This window comes from Vibrio neptunius (assembly GCA_019339365.1).
Lineage (GTDB): Bacteria > Pseudomonadota > Gammaproteobacteria > Enterobacterales > Vibrionaceae > Vibrio > Vibrio neptunius.
This window is the reverse complement of record CP079860.1, coordinates 1695352-1710624: the sequence shown is the minus strand read 5'-3', so window position 1 is coordinate 1710624 and position 15273 is coordinate 1695352. Positions and strand designations below refer to the sequence as shown.

Below are 15273 nucleotides of genomic sequence, written 5' to 3'. Positions count from 1 at the left end.
AAATTATTAAGAGCCGCAGAGATGCGGCTCTTTTTATGCGTGATTAACAAATTATCAATATAAACATAGGACTAACTGTATTTGAGCGATATATTGATCGCGGGCATTATTCATAAAGGACTTGATATGCAGCTTGAGCTACTCAAAGAAGGTGATGTTGAGAAACTTCTTGAGTTCGAGATTCAAAACAGAGAATGGTTTGAAGCCAATATCCCTCCGCGTGAGACAGACTTCTATTCACTTGAAGGTGTAAAAGAACACATTCAGGTATTCCTACTGGAGTTTGCCGCGAAAACTTTGGTTCCAATGTTAATCGTTGATGAAAGCGGCGCGATTCTTGGCAGAGTTAATGTCTCTAACATTAGCCAGCGCAGGAAAATTGCCCATATTGGCTATCGAGTTGGGAAATCCTTCACCAACCGTGGTGTTGCGAAATTTGCCGTCTCAAACATTATTCGAGTTGTTGAAAAAATGGGCGTTGAAAAGTTGGTAGCTTACGCATCCACTGAAAACTTGGCGTCACAGAAGGTATTAACGGCTAACGGATTTCGGCCAATGAAAGTAGTAAACAATTACGCGGAAATGCACGGAAAGCCGATTGACTGTATTGAGTATCAGTTACTAATCAATTGAGGAGCAATGGATGATCAAGCAAGTAGGTACAACACAAATCAAAGAATACCACAAAGCAACCTGCCACTGCGGAAGTGTTGAAATCGAGCTGCACCTTCCACAAGGGATCGATAAACCAAGACGCTGCGACTGTTCGATTTGCCGAAGAAAGGGGGCGATTGTCGCTTCCGTAAAACTAGACGGAATTCGTATACTTAAAGGCCAAGCGTTGCTTAAGCTTTACCAATTTAATACAGGAACGGCTAAGCACTACTTTTGCTCTGAATGCGGTATTTACACGCACCACCAACGACGCTCAGACCCAACGGAATATGGCTACAATGTAGGGTGTTTAGAAGGCGTTAATCCTTATGATTTGGGTGACGTTGTCACTTATGATGGTGTCAATCATCCAGCGGATCGTTGAACCTTAGTAAGGAGTTATCATGGAATTTCCGATCAAAGCGTCTTGCCAGTGTGGGCAACTCTCCTATCAACTTAAAGCAGCACCGATAAAAGTTGTTGCATGTCACTGCCAAGAGTGCCAGAAATTATCGACTAGCCCGTACAGCGTTACAGCTATTGTTAAGACTGAAGATATTGAATTTCAGGGAAAGTTGAATGAGTGGCAACGTATAGCGGACAGTGGCAACAAAAATATTGCCAAATTCTGTGGCCAATGCGGTAATCGTATTTATCACTATAACCCAGATGATACTGCTACTATCAAGTTGAAGTTGAAGCCAGTTGGTCGACAATATAGTGCTATGTTCGAGCCCGAGATACATCTGTGGTTAAGTGAAAAACAGAATTGGGTTCAAATTCCAAAACATATTCAGTGTTTTGACAAACAACCTTGATATTAGGAGCCGTTCAGGCTCCTTTTTGATACACAACATTTGGTCTTTAAATACTTAATTATCTCCATTAAAGCTTTTAATATTAATGACTTATTTTGTTTTTCTTGTCATAAGCAAAGATCTATCACGTTAACTGTGGCTTGACTTAGCGGGGGCTTGAACTATTACTTACCGATAGCAACAACGTTATGCTGATTGAACAGTTTTTGGAGTTATTACTATGAAAAAAACCTTAACTTTGCTGTGCGCAGTTATGGCTTCCTCCTCGGTCTTGGCAAAAAGTGATGTCACTGTGTATGGTGACGATTCATATCCTCCTTATTCGTACGTTGAAAGCGGTAGAGTAACAGGCATTTATACCGTTATTCTCGAACGGATTTTTTCCAAAATGCCCGATTACAATGTGACGATAAAAGGCGTGCCATGGAAAAGAGGGCTATCAGAAATTGAAGGTGGCAAGATCTTTGCTCTTTATCCACCATATAAACGCCCAGAGCAGCGTCCTTATATGGAATACGATGTGCCTATACTTGACGAAAAGCTGGTTGTGGTTTGCCAGAAATCGGTGTTAAGTAGCCCGAAACCCAATTGGCCAGGAGATTACATGGGTTTAACGATAGGCAACAATTCGGGTTTCTCAGCGGGCGGCGATGAATTCAGAGCCGCAGTGAAGGCGGGTAAAATCAAGCTCAACGAAACAAAAGGTACGCCTAAAAACCTGCTTAAACTCATTGCCGGACGCGTTGATTGCTACATGAATGATGCGCTTTCAATCCAGTGGGAACTGAAAAAGCTACAAAACGAAGGTAAGTATGACGGTCAAAGTGTTGTTGAAGGCGCTACGATAAGTTCTGAGCAGGGTTTCTTGGGTATAGTTACTGATGGTAGTCAGTTCCCATACAAAGAGGGCTTTAAAACTCAATATCATAAGATACTGTCTGAGATGAAAGAGAGTGGAGAAATTGACCAGATAGTCAATGAATTTATTAAATAAATAATACTTAAAACTGACAAAAAAAACGGAAGTGTTCAACTTCCGTTTTTTTTGTTTAAAATTGAATGTACTGGCTTCAATCTCTTGTAGATATAATTATATAAATAACATTATCCATTTTATGAAGGGTATAAATAATATAGATATTTGTGTTGCTTTTAATTGTGATATAAATTCACTTTCTATAGTTATTTGTCAAATATATCAATGACATGAGGTTAAGAAATGTGAGTTTTTATAGAGAGCTCCCTCTCAAAATGAATCTTTTTTTCTTATATTGTCCCATTTTTAAGACATACAGTTTATAATGCTCGCCAATAGTTTGTAAGTGATGGATAAACGCGTTGGTAAATAGCGTGGTTTGTTGTGTATGAAATATGAGTGCTAAGCATCTATTAGTAACGACAGTGATCCTGTCTATTTGTAATAGTATTTTATGGTGGTGTGTTTATCAGCTGGCTAGCCAAGCATAAAGCGGCTTTTGTGAACAGTAAGTACTGGTCTGGCATTGGTATAATAGAAATTCGCACTGTTACGAATGAAAAAGCCACCTAGTAAAGGTGGCTTTGATGTTACGCGTAGCGTGCAACAAGTAATTGCCAACTTCGTCGTTGTGCTTTGAAGTCTTGCTTCATCTGATGGTAGCGGACTTTGAGCACGGAATGTTCATACTTCTTTGCTAAATCGCTTTTCTTGCTCTCAAGGATTTCTTTCTTCAATTCATAATAGTCTGACATCTTACTCATCAGCACATCGAATTCCTTGTTTAACGTTTCGTTAAGCAGTGATGCATTGGGAAGCTTACTCACGTTCAGAGACGCTTTCGCTAACGCTTGCTTTGCCATCGCTTTTTCAATCTTCATCTTTGGCGTAACGCGGAGCTTTCTCGTCAGCCCAAGCCACGAACAAGATTTGATTAGCCACTTGGTTGGATCGTATTGCCACCAATGAATACCGTTACGATAATCGTTCTCAAAGATATGATGATAGTTATGGTAACCTTCACCAAAAGTGAATACTGCTAGGACGGCATTGTCACGTGCCGTATTTTTATCCGTGTAAGGCTGTGAACCCCAGATGTGGGCGAGTGAGTTGATAAAAAATGTCGAATGGTGACTCAGCACTAAGCGAACCACACACACCATAAGCAGCATTCCCCATATATCCTGATAAATCACACCGAGCAATAGGGGAGGCCAATGTTCATCACTATGGCTAGTAGCAAGTAGTATTTATGTTGCCACATCACGATTTTATCTTTCTGCAAATCGCGACAGTTGCCGTAATCAGAATAAGTGGCCGGCTTATAATGTCTTAGCATCCACCCAATGTGGGAGAACCAAAATCCACGTTTCGCAGAGTAAGGGTCTTTATCATTGTTATCGACATGTTTGTGATGAACTCGGTGATCAGAGCTCCAGTGCAACGCACTGTTTTGCAGTGCAAATGCGCCACCAAGAGCGAAAAGTAATCTTAGAGACCAATGGGCATCGTATGTTTTGTGGGACCACAGGCGGTGATAACCCGCTGTGATTGAAAGGTTACAAAAAGAAAAGGTGATCAGCAGCCAAAGCCAATGCTCCGCCTCGTATCCGAATTCAAAGCCATACCAAGGAGCAATGACAACGGCGACGATAAAACTAGAGAGAAAAAGCGTAACATTTAGCCATATTAGCGGTGGCTTTTCCTTTACAGACATGTCAATTATCCATTCAGCTAACAGTTGTGCGCCAGAATATCAGCGTACATGTGTAAGTCAAATGAAAGTTAAGTGTGGTGTGAGATCAATGAAGGATAAATCGGCTAGAAGTTATAAACCGAATGGTCAATAAGCATCATTGCGTGAGTATCAGAGCAGCCGTGGCAAATAATGTTGAATTTTCTTTAGTATGATTGGCTTTTAGTTAAATGTTTTATAGTATGAAGAGATACGCAATCCTTACAGGAAGTAATAAGGAACTATAAATGGAATTAAAAGTAGCTGAATATAGCGACTACGAACGCATTGCTTCTCTACACGCTCAAAGCTGGAAGAAATTCTATCAAGGCTTACTGGCCCCTGACTATCTTAACCATGATGTGATGGATGAACGACTCGCTATCTGGCAAACACGGCTGATCAACCCTCCTTTTAACCAGCATGTTCTTTTGCTGGAAGAAGGCGGACTGCTATGTGGATTCATTTGTGCTTTTGGTAATCATGACTTTGAAAAAGGCACCATTATCGACGCTTTACACATTGACGAGAATTATCGTGGAAGAGGGCTGGGGGTCAAATTGATTGCAGAAATGGCAAAGTGGATTGCGCAACACTTCCCTGACAACGGCGTATATTTAGAAGTGATTAAGGACAATCAACAAGCCGTAGAGTTTTACAACCACATTGGTGGTCAACTGGCTCAAGAGCGTTTGTGGAAAGCGCCTTGTGGTAGTCAGGTTCCTGAATTGGTTTACGCCTGGAACTCTGGTGATGATCTACTTGAACGTATCGGTGGCCATATTCAGGTAGAGGTCGTAACAGATTGATACAGTGCGGTCCTTTCTCCTGATAATTCTTGGACCATACCCAGAAGGTCGTTAGGCAATTTGGCATCAGCCTTTTCATTCACCTAATGGTCTGTGTTAAGACGAAACGTGATTAATCCATACGTTCTGGTGGGGTATTTCTGTTAGTCGAGCAAAATTAGGGGCAGAAGGGCCTAACAGCGCCACTGGTTGTCGCTGAACAAGCCCTCGTTATTTCTTATCAACAAAGTAGGGCATTGGTCGTTTATTTGGCCAGATACTTGTCCATTTCCTCTTTTGGTACCATTCCTCCACCTGTCGCCCAAACTAGATGAGTGGCGTTTTCAAGCTGTGTGTCGGATAGACCAAGCCTAACTAAGTATTCGTGATCTTGCGAGACGATGATTGGCCCCTTCATTCCGGCTAATGCGGAGGGCTCAAGTTTGATGTTTTCTGTTTGATTGAGTTTTTTAAGGTGAGCGAACAGGGTTTCATCTGACACCGTGTAATAGCCATCTATCATTCGTTCCATTGCTCTACCTACAAAACCGGATGCTCGGCCAACCGCTAGGCCATCTGCTGCCGTGACGTTATCCAGTCCAATATCCTGAACTGAAATTTCATCATGCAAACCTGTGTGAACGCCCAACATCATACATGGTGAATGTGTTGGCTCAGCAAAAAGACAATGTACGTGATCGCCAAAAGCGAGTTTCAATCCAAAAGCAACGCCTCCTGGGCCGCCACCAACCCCACAAGGTAAATAAACAAAAAGAGGGTGCTCTTCATCCACTAGAATGTTCATCTCTTCAAACTGCGCTTTGACTCTCTCTCCAGCCACCGAATAACCGAGAAAAAGCGTTTTTGAGTTCTCATCGTCAATAAAAAAGCAGTTCGGGTCTTGTTCTGCGTCAAGACGCCCTTGCTCAACGGCGACACCATAATCACTGTCATACTCTCGAACGATGACACCATGTTGACGGAGTTTGGCCTTTTTCCACTCTCTGGCATCTGATGACATGTGCACAGTGACATTAAAGCCAAGTTTTGCGCTCATAATACCAATAGACAGCCCGAGATTACCTGTTGACCCAACAGCGATGCTAAATTGCGAGAAGAAGGTTCTTAGTTCAGGTCTATTCAGATTTATATAATTGTCGTCCTCGTTCAGCAGCCCATGTTGAAACGCCAGTTTTTCTGCGTGGGTCAGCACTTCATAAATCCCACCGCGCGCTTTAATAGAACCGGAAATAGGTAGTTGGCTATCCATTTTGAGCATCAACTGACCCGCAATGTTGGTTTGGTACTCGGCCTCCAACGCTGATTTCATAGAAGAAATCTCACGAATGGGTGATTCAATAATGCCATTGCTGTCTTTGGTTTGAGGGAATACGTGAGCCAAGAAAGGCGCAAAACGTTTCAAGCGTGCGGAGGCGTCATCGGTATCCGCTTTGCCCAGCCCTACATATGGGAGGGCAATGTGAGTTGTCGTTACGGAGGGATTAAACCAGCTCGTTTCTACCAATTGAGTAAGGGTATCAATGAGAGGGTACTGTTTTATTAGATGGCGCATAGTCTTTCATCGGCTTAAAGGTGATGGTTTGATTAAACCTTTGTTCAGCAACTCTGGCAAATGATCAATTCTCACTTATAGATGAATCAGTTTCACTCAAATTAAGGGAGAGTTCTAGATTGAGTTGGTTTAAGATAAATTTGTTCACGTATAGCGAAATCAACCTAAAGCAATGAAAATTGATATAAGCACACGCCTCAATACTCAGTTAAATGCTCTCCAGCTCTCAAAGCTTTATACATTTGAGGTCGCTGCTCGTATGGGTTCTTTCGCTTTGGCAGCACATGAACTTTGTTTAACCCCTAGTGCGGTGTCTCATCAGATAAGCAAGTTAGAGAATGAGCTAAAGCTTCAATTGTTTGAACGTCAACATCGTAAGGTGACTCTGACTTCTGATGGGGAGCAGTTGTTTATGTCCGTGACGTTAGCCTTGTCGCAACTTAATAACAGCATCGAACAGGTAAAAAACGGTCATATATCGGGTGGTTTAACTGTGTATTCTAGGCCATCGTTTGCACATGACTGGTTGGTTCCAAGGCTATGTGATTTCAGTGAGCATTACCCATCAATCGACCTCAAATTGATCACGGGTAACGACACACTTGATTTAAATCGACATGGCATTGATCTGGCTATTTACTATAGCAATGTCACCCCTGATACCAATTGGAGCCTAAAATTGAATGAAGAGCATATGGTTCCTGTATGCTCGCCAAATTATGCTTCGCAATATGCTTTAAATAATGAAACGCAAGATCTTTCGAATTGCACCCTATTGCATGATAACCAGGCGTGGCACATTGATTCTTTGCTCGATGAATGGAAATATTGGCATGAACATTTTACTCAGTTTGAACTGAAAAATTGTCGTTCGATTGGATTTGATCAGTCGACCTTGGCGGTAAGCGCAGCTAAGCATGGGGCAGGAATCGCGATGGGGAGATGGAGCTTGGTAAAACAGGAGATAGAACGAGGCAACCTGATGATGCCGTTCCCAGAGCGAATGATTAAATCGGGGTATTACTATTATCTTATTGCGGTGCAAAGTACCTTGTCCGCTAAGCAGAAGTGTTTTGTGGATTGGATGAGCGGCCAACTGAAAACGTATAAATAAAAAGCGCTTTAGATAAAGCGCTTTTTAACTGCGTATTTCACTCTACTTAGATGTTTGGAATTCGGCGACAGCTTGGTCCATCTCACTTGCCTGTAAAGACACTTTGTCGACTTCAGTCAGGCAGTTTTGCGCTGAGTGCATGTTCCCTTCCGAGATACTATTCAGTTCAGTGATAGACTCGCTGACCTGGTTCATAACGATGCCTTGCTCTTCAATCGCAGATGCAATCCGTTCGGAGTTCGCCTGAATATTCGTCATGTCGGTAATAATTTGACCTAGACTTTCATCCAGTGTTTCTGAAGCACCAAGTGTTTGCTGGCCTTGATCGTTACATTGATCAATATTGGTCACTACCGTCGCCATTTGCGTTTGAATGGCTGTCACAACTTTTGTGATCTCCTCCGTCGATTGATGCGTTCTGCTGGCAAGCGCTCGAACTTCGTCGGCAACAACCGCAAAACCTCGCCCTTGTTCACCCGCGCGTGCCGCCTCTATCGCCGCGTTTAGTGCTAATAAGTTAGTTTGCTCTGCAATGCCTTGGATGATATTGACCGCGTCGCCAATTTTATCAACGTGATCGTTCAATGAGCTGATAGAGCCTTGGCTGTCTGATAGGATTTGCGATAACTGGCTGATATTTTTAACTGTTTCTTCTACAACTTCTCGTCCATGCTGAGCATTGACAGACGCTTGCTGAACGCCTTCAACCGCGACTGCTGTGCTTTCGGAAATCTCATTAATGGTCGCGACCATTTCTTGTACCGAGGTTGCCATCGTAGAGGTGTGATCAGCTTGAACATGAAATTGCTCAATGACACTTTGCAGCTCGTCGTGCATACTTTGAGTGCTTTGTGACAAGTCTGAAGATTTGGATTGAGTACCAGAAATAAGCGCTTCTAGTTTGTCGAGTAGTCGGTTGAAATAGTTACCGATCGCGACGAGCTCATTTTTCCCTGAAAGTTGAGCGCGGAGGGCAACGTTATTTGAGCGAGCGATCTCCTGAATAATGGAAAGTAGGGCCGAGACCTGTTGGTTTATTGATCGGGAAATTTGGAAAATAAAGCCGAGAATAAAGACCATAACAGCAACACTGACCCCTTGTTTAATCAAGGTGAGCTCTTTTCTGGTTGTCTCACTTTGTTCGTCGAGTGCAGCTGCGAAGGTTTTGAACTGTGTCTCCACCGCATGGGAGAGGCTACGAGCTTCGCCGAGCAGGCCTTCGTTATACTTTAGGCCGATGAGTTTCTTCTGAGCAACAACCTGATTCGCTGCAGCGATTAGTTCGCTGGCGTTGCTAGGAAGTAACTGGGTTTGAACCTCTCCTTTGGCAATATGCTTATCGAATTCGAACAGGTCAACCAACTGCTCGCTGGACAACGACGGTTTCAATGCCTTTAACTCTGTGTTGTAGGCACCGAGGGTTTTGACTTCAGGTTTGAGCCCTAGAGCATTGAACGCATTGACGAGATTGGTAAAACCGTTTTGATAACTGACGATATCCTGCCTTACCTGGGAGCTTGAAGGCAAATCATTACCCTCTAGAACAGGGGCGAGTTCAGATTCGAGATCAAGAAAGATGTCCATATTCTTGTTAAATTTATCAAGGTATTTCATGTCCATCCTGAGAAGAAAATCCTTTTCGTTTCTCCTGAGATTAAGAAGACGAATTTCCAGTTCAGCGACGAGTAAATTTGCTTTATTTAGTTGCTTGGTGGTTTGGGCAAAATGAGAGGTTGTTAAAAGTAACGAGACAACCCCTAAAATAGCGACTGCACCTAATGAATACAGTTTGTTCTTGATATTCATGAGACTACCTGAGTTAATTGAGCGGTTAGTTTTATCGGCTTCTGTTTGAAGAGTAGTTGTTGTTTATAGATATATCAATTAATCTGGTCTGGCCAGATTTTTATGGATGATAGCAATGTTTAATGTGGCAAATATCATAAAACTTAAACAATTGGAGCGGTATCAAGGTTTCATCTTTGATATGGACGGCACCCTAATCGATACCATGCCCGCACACCTGAAAGCTTGGGCGACAACAGCCATCGAGTTTGGATTTCCTTTTGCACAAGAATGGCTCCATAGCTTGGGTGGTATGCCAAGCTATAAAATAGCGTCTGAAATCAATAAGAAATATGGTTTGACGCTAGACCCCATGGCAGTATCCTGCTTTAAGATGAAGACCTTCGGTGCACTGGAGGATTTCGGACGACCAATAGAGTCTACCAATGAAGTACTCTCGCATTTTTACGGTAAAAAGAAAATTGCGGTAGGGACAGGAAGTCAACGCGAAAGCGCTTTGCGACTGCTGTCAGAAAGCCAGATCCTCGACAAACTGGATACTGTCGTGACGGCGACAGATGTCAAGCGTCACAAACCTCACCCAGAGACATTTTTAATCGCAGCTCAAGAACTTAACTTGTTACCAAGTGAGTGCGTTGTCTTTGAAGATACAGAGTTAGGAAAGCAAGCTGCACACGCAGCTCAAATGGACTGTGTCATGGTTGAAGGAAGTGGGTTAGCTTTCTATCCCTGCCCACACTAATAAATATAGAGCCGCATGACGGCGGCTCTATTAGTTTGTTATCTGTCCCAGTATGTCTCTTCAAGGCTATCTTCGCGTTCTGGCAGTGCGCGGCTTAGACGAGGGGAGTGCTGAGTTAACACTTCGTAACTGACTCGGTTTGCGTATTTACAGATCTGAGACAAAGAAGAATACGTCAGGTAAGGCTGATCATGCTTAGATGAGTTTGGCACGTTTACTTGGTGGTGGCTATTGGCTGCCATATCATGCAAAAGTGCCGACAGTGCCGCGTCTCCAGCGCCGTTGGTATTCTTAATTTCTAATGGTCCACCTAAGTATGGGCCAATGTGGGAGTATACTTTGACTGGTGTTGCACAGTCACTTTTACGCATGGCTCGACTAAATTCGTACTTATTGAACTCTGGAATGTTACCCGGCAGCAATGGAAGCTCAGTGGTACGCTTTACTGACTCTTCAGTGTAGCCAGCCATATAAAGACCCACTGGGCCAGATGTACACAATACCAGATCAACCCATTCCAATGCTTTATCGGCAGCAAGAAGAGGATCTTTTTCACCGGTAAGTGCTTCACCTTCCTCTTCGTTCATAGCAACGATAGAAATGTTTTCCTTAATGTAGTTTTGCCACCATTCAGCATTGCCTTCGATGACCCATTTTGTGCCAAGAGTCAGCACAACAGGTACATTTTTCGACTTGGCAATCTCGATAGCGCGAGCAACCGCTTGCGGCATTGGGTCCTCAGGATTACCACGCATCAGATAGGAAGATACGACCAAAGCAGAGGCTTTATCAAAGACGTCTTCAGGAATACTATCCGGACGCAGCTTATTCATATGGCCTTCATTAATGGCAAACGTACGCTCACCATTTTCTGAGATTAAGGTGTAACAACGGCCAATTGAACCTTCGACCATTTGAAGATGGTTTAAGTTCATACGAGAAGAAGTACGACATAGATAGCGGTAAGCAAAAGAACCAACTTCAATGTTCTTAGACATGACGCCTAGCAACACAGACTTACTATCTGCCAATACCGAATAGTTGTGAAGCGTATTACCTATGGTATCACCGGGGTATTGATGAGTGATTAGTTCACGCTCTACCAGCTCTTTATACAGCGCGTCCGCTTTGCTTTCTTCTAAGACCAGAGAATGTCCTTTACTCAAGTCGTATTTAGCTAGGAAGTCGTCATCCACACGAGCTTCGATATCCACAATTGTTTGACCAACACCGACAATGATAGGTCGGTAAAGCTTTGGCGTTTGCTTCATCTGGTTGACAAGTGGATCACGGGCGTGAGTAGGGAAGTAGTGCTTAGATTTGCGCTGTCCAGGAAACTTCATTTTTTGAGTGTAGTTGGAAATTTTCGCGCATCATATCACACCAATGAAAGATTGCTTTCATTTTTATTTCATAAAAGAGCCAACCAGAGAGAGTTGGCTCTTCTTCCATCTACTTCTCGGTCGTCGATGCTCCGTAGGCTTTTGTGCCCCAGAGCGGTACCGTCGAAAGGCTATGTTTGAAGCTGCCTGATGTTTCTTTGGTAGAGTAGGACAAATACATTAAAGTTTGGTTTTCGACATCCAAAATCCTACGTACCTTCATGCTTTTAAAGAAAATACTTTTTGATTTCTTGAACACCACTTCTCCGTTTTTGGATTGATCAATTTCAGCAATCATTTCTGGGGTGATTTCTCCTGTTTGACGGCAAGAAATTGAGCTATCACTTGGATCAGCAAGACTAAAATCTGCTTCAATAGACGCTATATGGCAGGTCACGCCAGTGACAACCGGATCTTTAAGGTGATTCAGTTTGATGTCTTTCATCGTGAATAAGCCGAGGCTGACATCGCCAACTTCTGTGTTGTCACAGGCCGTTAATCCCAACGCAAGCAATGATACGATCGCGACTTGTTTTAGCATATTGTTGTTTGTCCCAATAATTTAATTCTGTCTTTGAATGACTCTAGTTTGACACAGATATAAGAAGATATCTTCCAAAATACTTGAGACATCAGATCGTTATCGCTAAGCTTCACGTTAATTAAGAAAAAAGCAGTAATGATCTATATGAGCGAAAGTGCTAATTCAATTATCGTCGCCAAGAATCAATGGCTAAGTCAGCACGTAGATGTGGAGTTTCCGACCCAGGAAAGTCTTTTAGGCAGAGCACTATTTTTAGAGAAGAGTGCTGCTTGTGAGGTCAGAAAATTAAGTCATGAATCGGAGTCACACGAAGAATCTCGCACTCTCGATATATATAAAGTGGACTTTCATCGGTTGACAGTAATGTTTGCTTTATTGCAGTCAAAAAGGTGGGATAAGCATCATGAGCAAAAGCTTATTGTCGAGTTTCTTAGTCAGATCATATTCTCTGAGCCTTGTGATCTTTATATCGCTTTCCTAAATGGTGAGCCTGCCGCTTCAGCTATTGTGACTAAACAGCAAAATACCCTGCTGATTTCTGATATCGTCACATTAGGCAGCGAACGTGAAGCGTTTATCGCCTCTTTATTGAGTCATCAAAGCATTGAGTCAACACTATTCTCTGATATTTACATTGAATCTTAATTTCGATGTCTACCCTCGGTGAGATGCTTCCCTTTTGAATATCTCAACTCTCATGTTCGTTGTTCTACTACTTAGCTTTATGTCATTATTATTAAATTCATACAATTAGCGCGTGAATTAGTGACAGACTTGGTGTTTTTATCATCAACTCAGTGACATTTAATCGAAGTGTTAACCCCATCATTCCAATATCGATGACCTGGAATAATATTTTACCTAGTGCATGATAAAAGGAAGATAGGATGGGCAAACCTCAAACTCAGTGTGTGATATTCGATTGTGACGGCACCTTGGTGGACAGTGAGAAACTTTGTTGTCAGGCTTTGTGTGATGTGTTCAATCGATATGATGTTCATCTGTCTTTAGACATGGCAATAGAGCATTTTGAGGGGGGAAGCTGGCTGATATTCTTACTGATATGCGTGATAGACTCGGTCTTAATGTTTCACTGGACGAACTAGAACCCATATATCGTCAAGTGTTAGAGAAGCTTTTTGAGGCTCATCTTAAGCCAATGGACGGTGTATTTGAAGTGATTAGCTACCTAGAGGCGAAAGGGATTGAATATTGTGTCGCTTCAAATGGACCCAAGACAAAAATCGAGAAAACGCTACAAATTACGGGTTTGTTGCCTTATTTCGAAGGTAAGATCTTTTCAGCGTTTGATACGAATAGTTGGAAGCCTGATCCTGACTTAGTACACTACAGTGCTATGAATATGGGTTTTCGCCTTAACGAATGCATATATGTTGATGATACGCCCAAAGGTTTGGAAGCAGGTATTAGAGCTGGGGTGAAGACGATTCACCTAGTGGGGCTTAATGATAAGGTCCATTCCGATAAAGTTTTGAGAATCAGAACGCTGAAAGACCTAGAGGCTCTGGTTTAGTAATTGAAATCAATGAGTGTATTGATTCGTCACTGTTGTATCTAGCTTGTTGGTCGTCACAATAGGTTGTAAGGCAACCGCTTGTTCAATATCTTCGAAAAATGTTCCACATTGAGCACACAACATACTGCCTGTTTCTGACAACAGATATTCTTCGCTGCCGCATAAAGGACAACAAAGTATTTTTTCGTCTTGTCTCGATTCCATGAAAGCTCCAGCTGGCAACGGCCAAATTATATAACTAACGCTCTTTTTCTGTGAATAAACTAGAACACGCCTGTGCAACGCTATTCTAGTTAAATAATCGTTTGAATATAGCCAGTTTAACGAGTTTTCATAAACAATGGGAGTCGACTCATAAAATTATCAAAGCCGATACCCATCTCGGACTAGAGTTCAAAAAGTGTCAAACAAGAGCAATTCCTCGATCTAAGAGGAGTTTTATTTAGCGGTCGATATTGTTTACCAGTTCCACAGCTTCGCGCGTAAGGTTCGCCAACTCTGGCCAGTTTTTTTCTTCAATTAACCGCTTGTCAACCATCCAAGTCCCGCCACACGCCAGAACGCGAGGGATAGAGAGGTAATCTCTAATATTCTTTGAGTTGATTCCACCAGTAGGCATGAGCTGAATATCCGCATAGGGTGCCAATAGAGATTTGACCATATTTACACCACCAGATGCTTCAGCAGGGAAAAACTTGAGCGTCGTTAAACCAAGCTCTAAGGCGGCTTCGATGGTACTTGGGTTGTTCACACCAGGAATAATGTCAATACCAATCTGTTGGCACGCTTTGACTGTATTGGGGTTTAATCCTGGTGAAACGATGAAAGTAGCCCCTGCTTCTTTCGCCGCTACTGCCTGTTCTCTATTGAGTACAGTTCCAGCCCCAATCAACATGTTTGGCTGAGATTCTCTCAATAAACGAATGGCTTCAATCGCCGCATCAGATCTGAATGTAATTTCTGCCGCGGGCAACCCATTTTCCACTAAAACCTTGCCAAGATGCACAATATCTTCTGCATTGTCTATTGCTATCACTGGGATGACTTTAAGATTTCGTAGTTGTTCGCTAATCATTGACATGGATACACCTTATGTAGTGGAGTTAACGAGCCTATGTCTCTTTGGAGTATTGTTGTCATGTTTAAGTACGCTCAGCTAAATATGCTTCGTAATCTGGGATTTCTATGTCGACTTCAGATTCGATTAAGTCAGACTCGATTAGGAAGTTTGCCGTTGCGCGGTTTGTGGCGACTGGGATGTTCCAAACACTGGCGATACGGAGTAGGGCCTTTACATCAGGATCATGCGGCACAGCATTGAGTGGATCCCAGAAGAAGATAAGCATATCGATTTTTCCTTCCGAAATCAGAGCACCAAGTTGTTGGTCACCGCCCATCGGTCCGGAAATCATGCTCTTTATCGCTAGGCCTGTTTCTTTACTCAGCATAGAGCCTGTTGTGCCTGTCGCGTACAGAAAATGGCGCTGAAGCTTCTCTTTGTGCTCAGTAACCCAGCGAAGTAGCTCTGGTTTACAGTTATCATGCGCAACAAGAGCAACATGTTTGTGTGCAGGCATAGTGCGAGTTGTTTTCTGCATTCTAGA

Annotated in this window: 15 protein-coding genes and 2 pseudogenes; 9 read left to right on the top strand and 8 right to left on the bottom strand. The window is 42.7% G+C overall.

Annotation, left to right across the window (positions count from 1 at the left end):
* Positions 1–126: 126 nt before the first annotated feature.
* The 4 genes from KW548_24515 to KW548_24500 all read left to right on the top strand — a co-directional run bounded on the left by KW548_24515 (position 127) and on the right by KW548_24500 (position 2466).
* A complete protein-coding gene (locus KW548_24515; protein ID QXX09524.1) occupies positions 127–633 on the top strand; it encodes a GNAT family N-acetyltransferase in 507 nt (168 codons plus the stop codon).
* Positions 634–643: 10 nt separating this feature from the next.
* Entirely contained in the window at positions 644–1039 is a 396-nt protein-coding gene (locus tag KW548_24510) for a GFA family protein (protein ID QXX08733.1), read from the top strand.
* A 19-nt stretch (positions 1040–1058) separates the two neighbouring features.
* Positions 1059–1472, top strand: a complete 414-nt coding sequence (locus KW548_24505; protein QXX08732.1) for a GFA family protein — start codon at positions 1059–1061, stop codon at positions 1470–1472.
* A 220-nt stretch (positions 1473–1692) separates the two neighbouring features.
* The gene (locus tag KW548_24500; protein QXX08731.1) at positions 1693–2466 is read left to right on the top strand and encodes a transporter substrate-binding domain-containing protein; all 774 of its coding nucleotides are present in this window, start codon (positions 1693–1695) and stop codon (positions 2464–2466) included.
* Between the two features lie 572 nt (positions 2467–3038).
* On the opposite strand, the pseudogene KW548_24495 reads toward KW548_24500, so the two are convergent.
* Positions 3039–4165, bottom strand: a pseudogene (locus KW548_24495) (fatty acid desaturase).
* Positions 4166–4431: 266 nt separating this feature from the next.
* Between KW548_24495 and KW548_24490 the strand changes: the two are divergent.
* Entirely contained in the window at positions 4432–4992 is a 561-nt protein-coding gene (locus tag KW548_24490; GenBank protein ID QXX08730.1) for a GNAT family N-acetyltransferase, read from the top strand.
* A gap of 244 nt (positions 4993–5236) precedes the next feature.
* Here the strand turns inward: KW548_24490 and KW548_24485 are convergent, their stop codons facing one another.
* Positions 5237–6544 carry a D-serine ammonia-lyase gene (locus KW548_24485; GenBank protein ID QXX08729.1) on the bottom strand — a complete coding sequence of 436 codons (1308 nt, stop codon included), beginning with the start codon at positions 6542–6544 and terminating at the stop codon, positions 5237–5239.
* Positions 6545–6716: 172 nt separating this feature from the next.
* On the opposite strand from KW548_24485, the gene dsdC reads away from it, so the two are divergent.
* The gene (dsdC, locus tag KW548_24480) at positions 6717–7658 is read left to right on the top strand and encodes a DNA-binding transcriptional regulator DsdC (GenBank protein QXX08728.1); all 942 of its coding nucleotides are present in this window, start codon (positions 6717–6719) and stop codon (positions 7656–7658) included.
* Positions 7659–7700: 42 nt separating this feature from the next.
* Here dsdC and KW548_24475 read toward each other — a convergent pair whose 3' ends face one another.
* A complete protein-coding gene (locus KW548_24475; GenBank protein ID QXX08727.1) occupies positions 7701–9464 on the bottom strand; it encodes a methyl-accepting chemotaxis protein in 1764 nt (587 codons plus the stop codon).
* A gap of 115 nt (positions 9465–9579) precedes the next feature.
* Between KW548_24475 and KW548_24470 the strand changes: the two genes are divergently transcribed.
* On the top strand, positions 9580–10206 hold the full coding sequence (locus tag KW548_24470; protein QXX08726.1) for a beta-phosphoglucomutase family hydrolase: 627 nt from the start codon (positions 9580–9582) through the stop codon (positions 10204–10206).
* A gap of 38 nt (positions 10207–10244) precedes the next feature.
* Here the strand turns inward: KW548_24470 and KW548_24465 are convergent, their stop codons facing one another.
* Together KW548_24465 and KW548_24460 are read right to left on the bottom strand one after the other, a co-directional pair.
* Positions 10245–11549 (bottom strand): inosine/guanosine kinase, encoded by a 1305-nt coding sequence (locus tag KW548_24465; GenBank protein ID QXX08725.1) that lies wholly within the window; start codon positions 11547–11549, stop codon positions 10245–10247.
* Positions 11550–11658: 109 nt separating this feature from the next.
* Positions 11659–12129, bottom strand: coding sequence for a CreA family protein (locus tag KW548_24460; GenBank protein QXX08724.1), 471 nt, complete (start codon positions 12127–12129; stop codon positions 11659–11661).
* A gap of 147 nt (positions 12130–12276) precedes the next feature.
* On the opposite strand from KW548_24460, the gene KW548_24455 reads away from it, so the two are divergent.
* Together KW548_24455 and KW548_24450 are read left to right on the top strand one after the other, a co-directional pair.
* Entirely contained in the window at positions 12277–12777 is a 501-nt protein-coding gene (locus KW548_24455; GenBank protein QXX08723.1) for a flavodoxin, read from the top strand.
* A gap of 242 nt (positions 12778–13019) precedes the next feature.
* Positions 13020–13666 (top strand): annotated as a pseudogene (locus KW548_24450) (HAD-IA family hydrolase).
* A gap of 9 nt (positions 13667–13675) precedes the next feature.
* On the opposite strand, the gene KW548_24445 reads toward KW548_24450, so the two are convergent.
* The 3 genes from KW548_24445 to KW548_24435 form a co-directional block, all read right to left on the bottom strand.
* Positions 13676–13873, bottom strand: a complete 198-nt coding sequence (locus tag KW548_24445; GenBank protein QXX08722.1) for a hypothetical protein — start codon at positions 13871–13873, stop codon at positions 13676–13678.
* Positions 13874–14111: 238 nt separating this feature from the next.
* On the bottom strand, positions 14112–14750 hold the full coding sequence (locus KW548_24440) for a bifunctional 4-hydroxy-2-oxoglutarate aldolase/2-dehydro-3-deoxy-phosphogluconate aldolase (GenBank protein ID QXX08721.1): 639 nt from the start codon (positions 14748–14750) through the stop codon (positions 14112–14114).
* A gap of 61 nt (positions 14751–14811) precedes the next feature.
* Positions 14812–15267, bottom strand: coding sequence for a methylglyoxal synthase (locus tag KW548_24435; GenBank protein QXX08720.1), 456 nt, complete (start codon positions 15265–15267; stop codon positions 14812–14814).
* Between the last annotated feature and the right edge of the window lie 6 nt (positions 15268–15273).

Coding starts and splice junctions, on each gene's coding strand:
- KW548_24470 (QXX08726.1), top strand. CDS start 9,580: ATGTTTAATGTGGCAAATATCATAAAACTTAAACAATTGGAGCGGTAT.
- KW548_24505 (QXX08732.1), top strand. CDS start 1,059: ATGGAATTTCCGATCAAAGCGTCTTGCCAGTGTGGGCAACTCTCCTAT.
- KW548_24515 (QXX09524.1), top strand. CDS start 127: ATGCAGCTTGAGCTACTCAAAGAAGGTGATGTTGAGAAACTTCTTGAG.
- KW548_24465 (QXX08725.1), bottom strand. CDS start 11,549: ATGAAGTTTCCTGGACAGCGCAAATCTAAGCACTACTTCCCTACTCAC.
- KW548_24500 (QXX08731.1), top strand. CDS start 1,693: ATGAAAAAAACCTTAACTTTGCTGTGCGCAGTTATGGCTTCCTCCTCG.
- KW548_24455 (QXX08723.1), top strand. CDS start 12,277: ATGAGCGAAAGTGCTAATTCAATTATCGTCGCCAAGAATCAATGGCTA.
- KW548_24435 (QXX08720.1), bottom strand. CDS start 15,267: ATGCAGAAAACAACTCGCACTATGCCTGCACACAAACATGTTGCTCTT.
- KW548_24490 (QXX08730.1), top strand. CDS start 4,432: ATGGAATTAAAAGTAGCTGAATATAGCGACTACGAACGCATTGCTTCT.
- KW548_24440 (QXX08721.1), bottom strand. CDS start 14,750: ATGTCAATGATTAGCGAACAACTACGAAATCTTAAAGTCATCCCAGTG.
- KW548_24475 (QXX08727.1), bottom strand. CDS start 9,464: ATGAATATCAAGAACAAACTGTATTCATTAGGTGCAGTCGCTATTTTA.
- KW548_24510 (QXX08733.1), top strand. CDS start 644: ATGATCAAGCAAGTAGGTACAACACAAATCAAAGAATACCACAAAGCA.
- KW548_24445 (QXX08722.1), bottom strand. CDS start 13,873: ATGGAATCGAGACAAGACGAAAAAATACTTTGTTGTCCTTTATGCGGC.
- KW548_24485 (QXX08729.1), bottom strand. CDS start 6,544: ATGCGCCATCTAATAAAACAGTACCCTCTCATTGATACCCTTACTCAA.
- dsdC (QXX08728.1), top strand. CDS start 6,717: ATGAAAATTGATATAAGCACACGCCTCAATACTCAGTTAAATGCTCTC.
- KW548_24460 (QXX08724.1), bottom strand. CDS start 12,129: ATGCTAAAACAAGTCGCGATCGTATCATTGCTTGCGTTGGGATTAACG.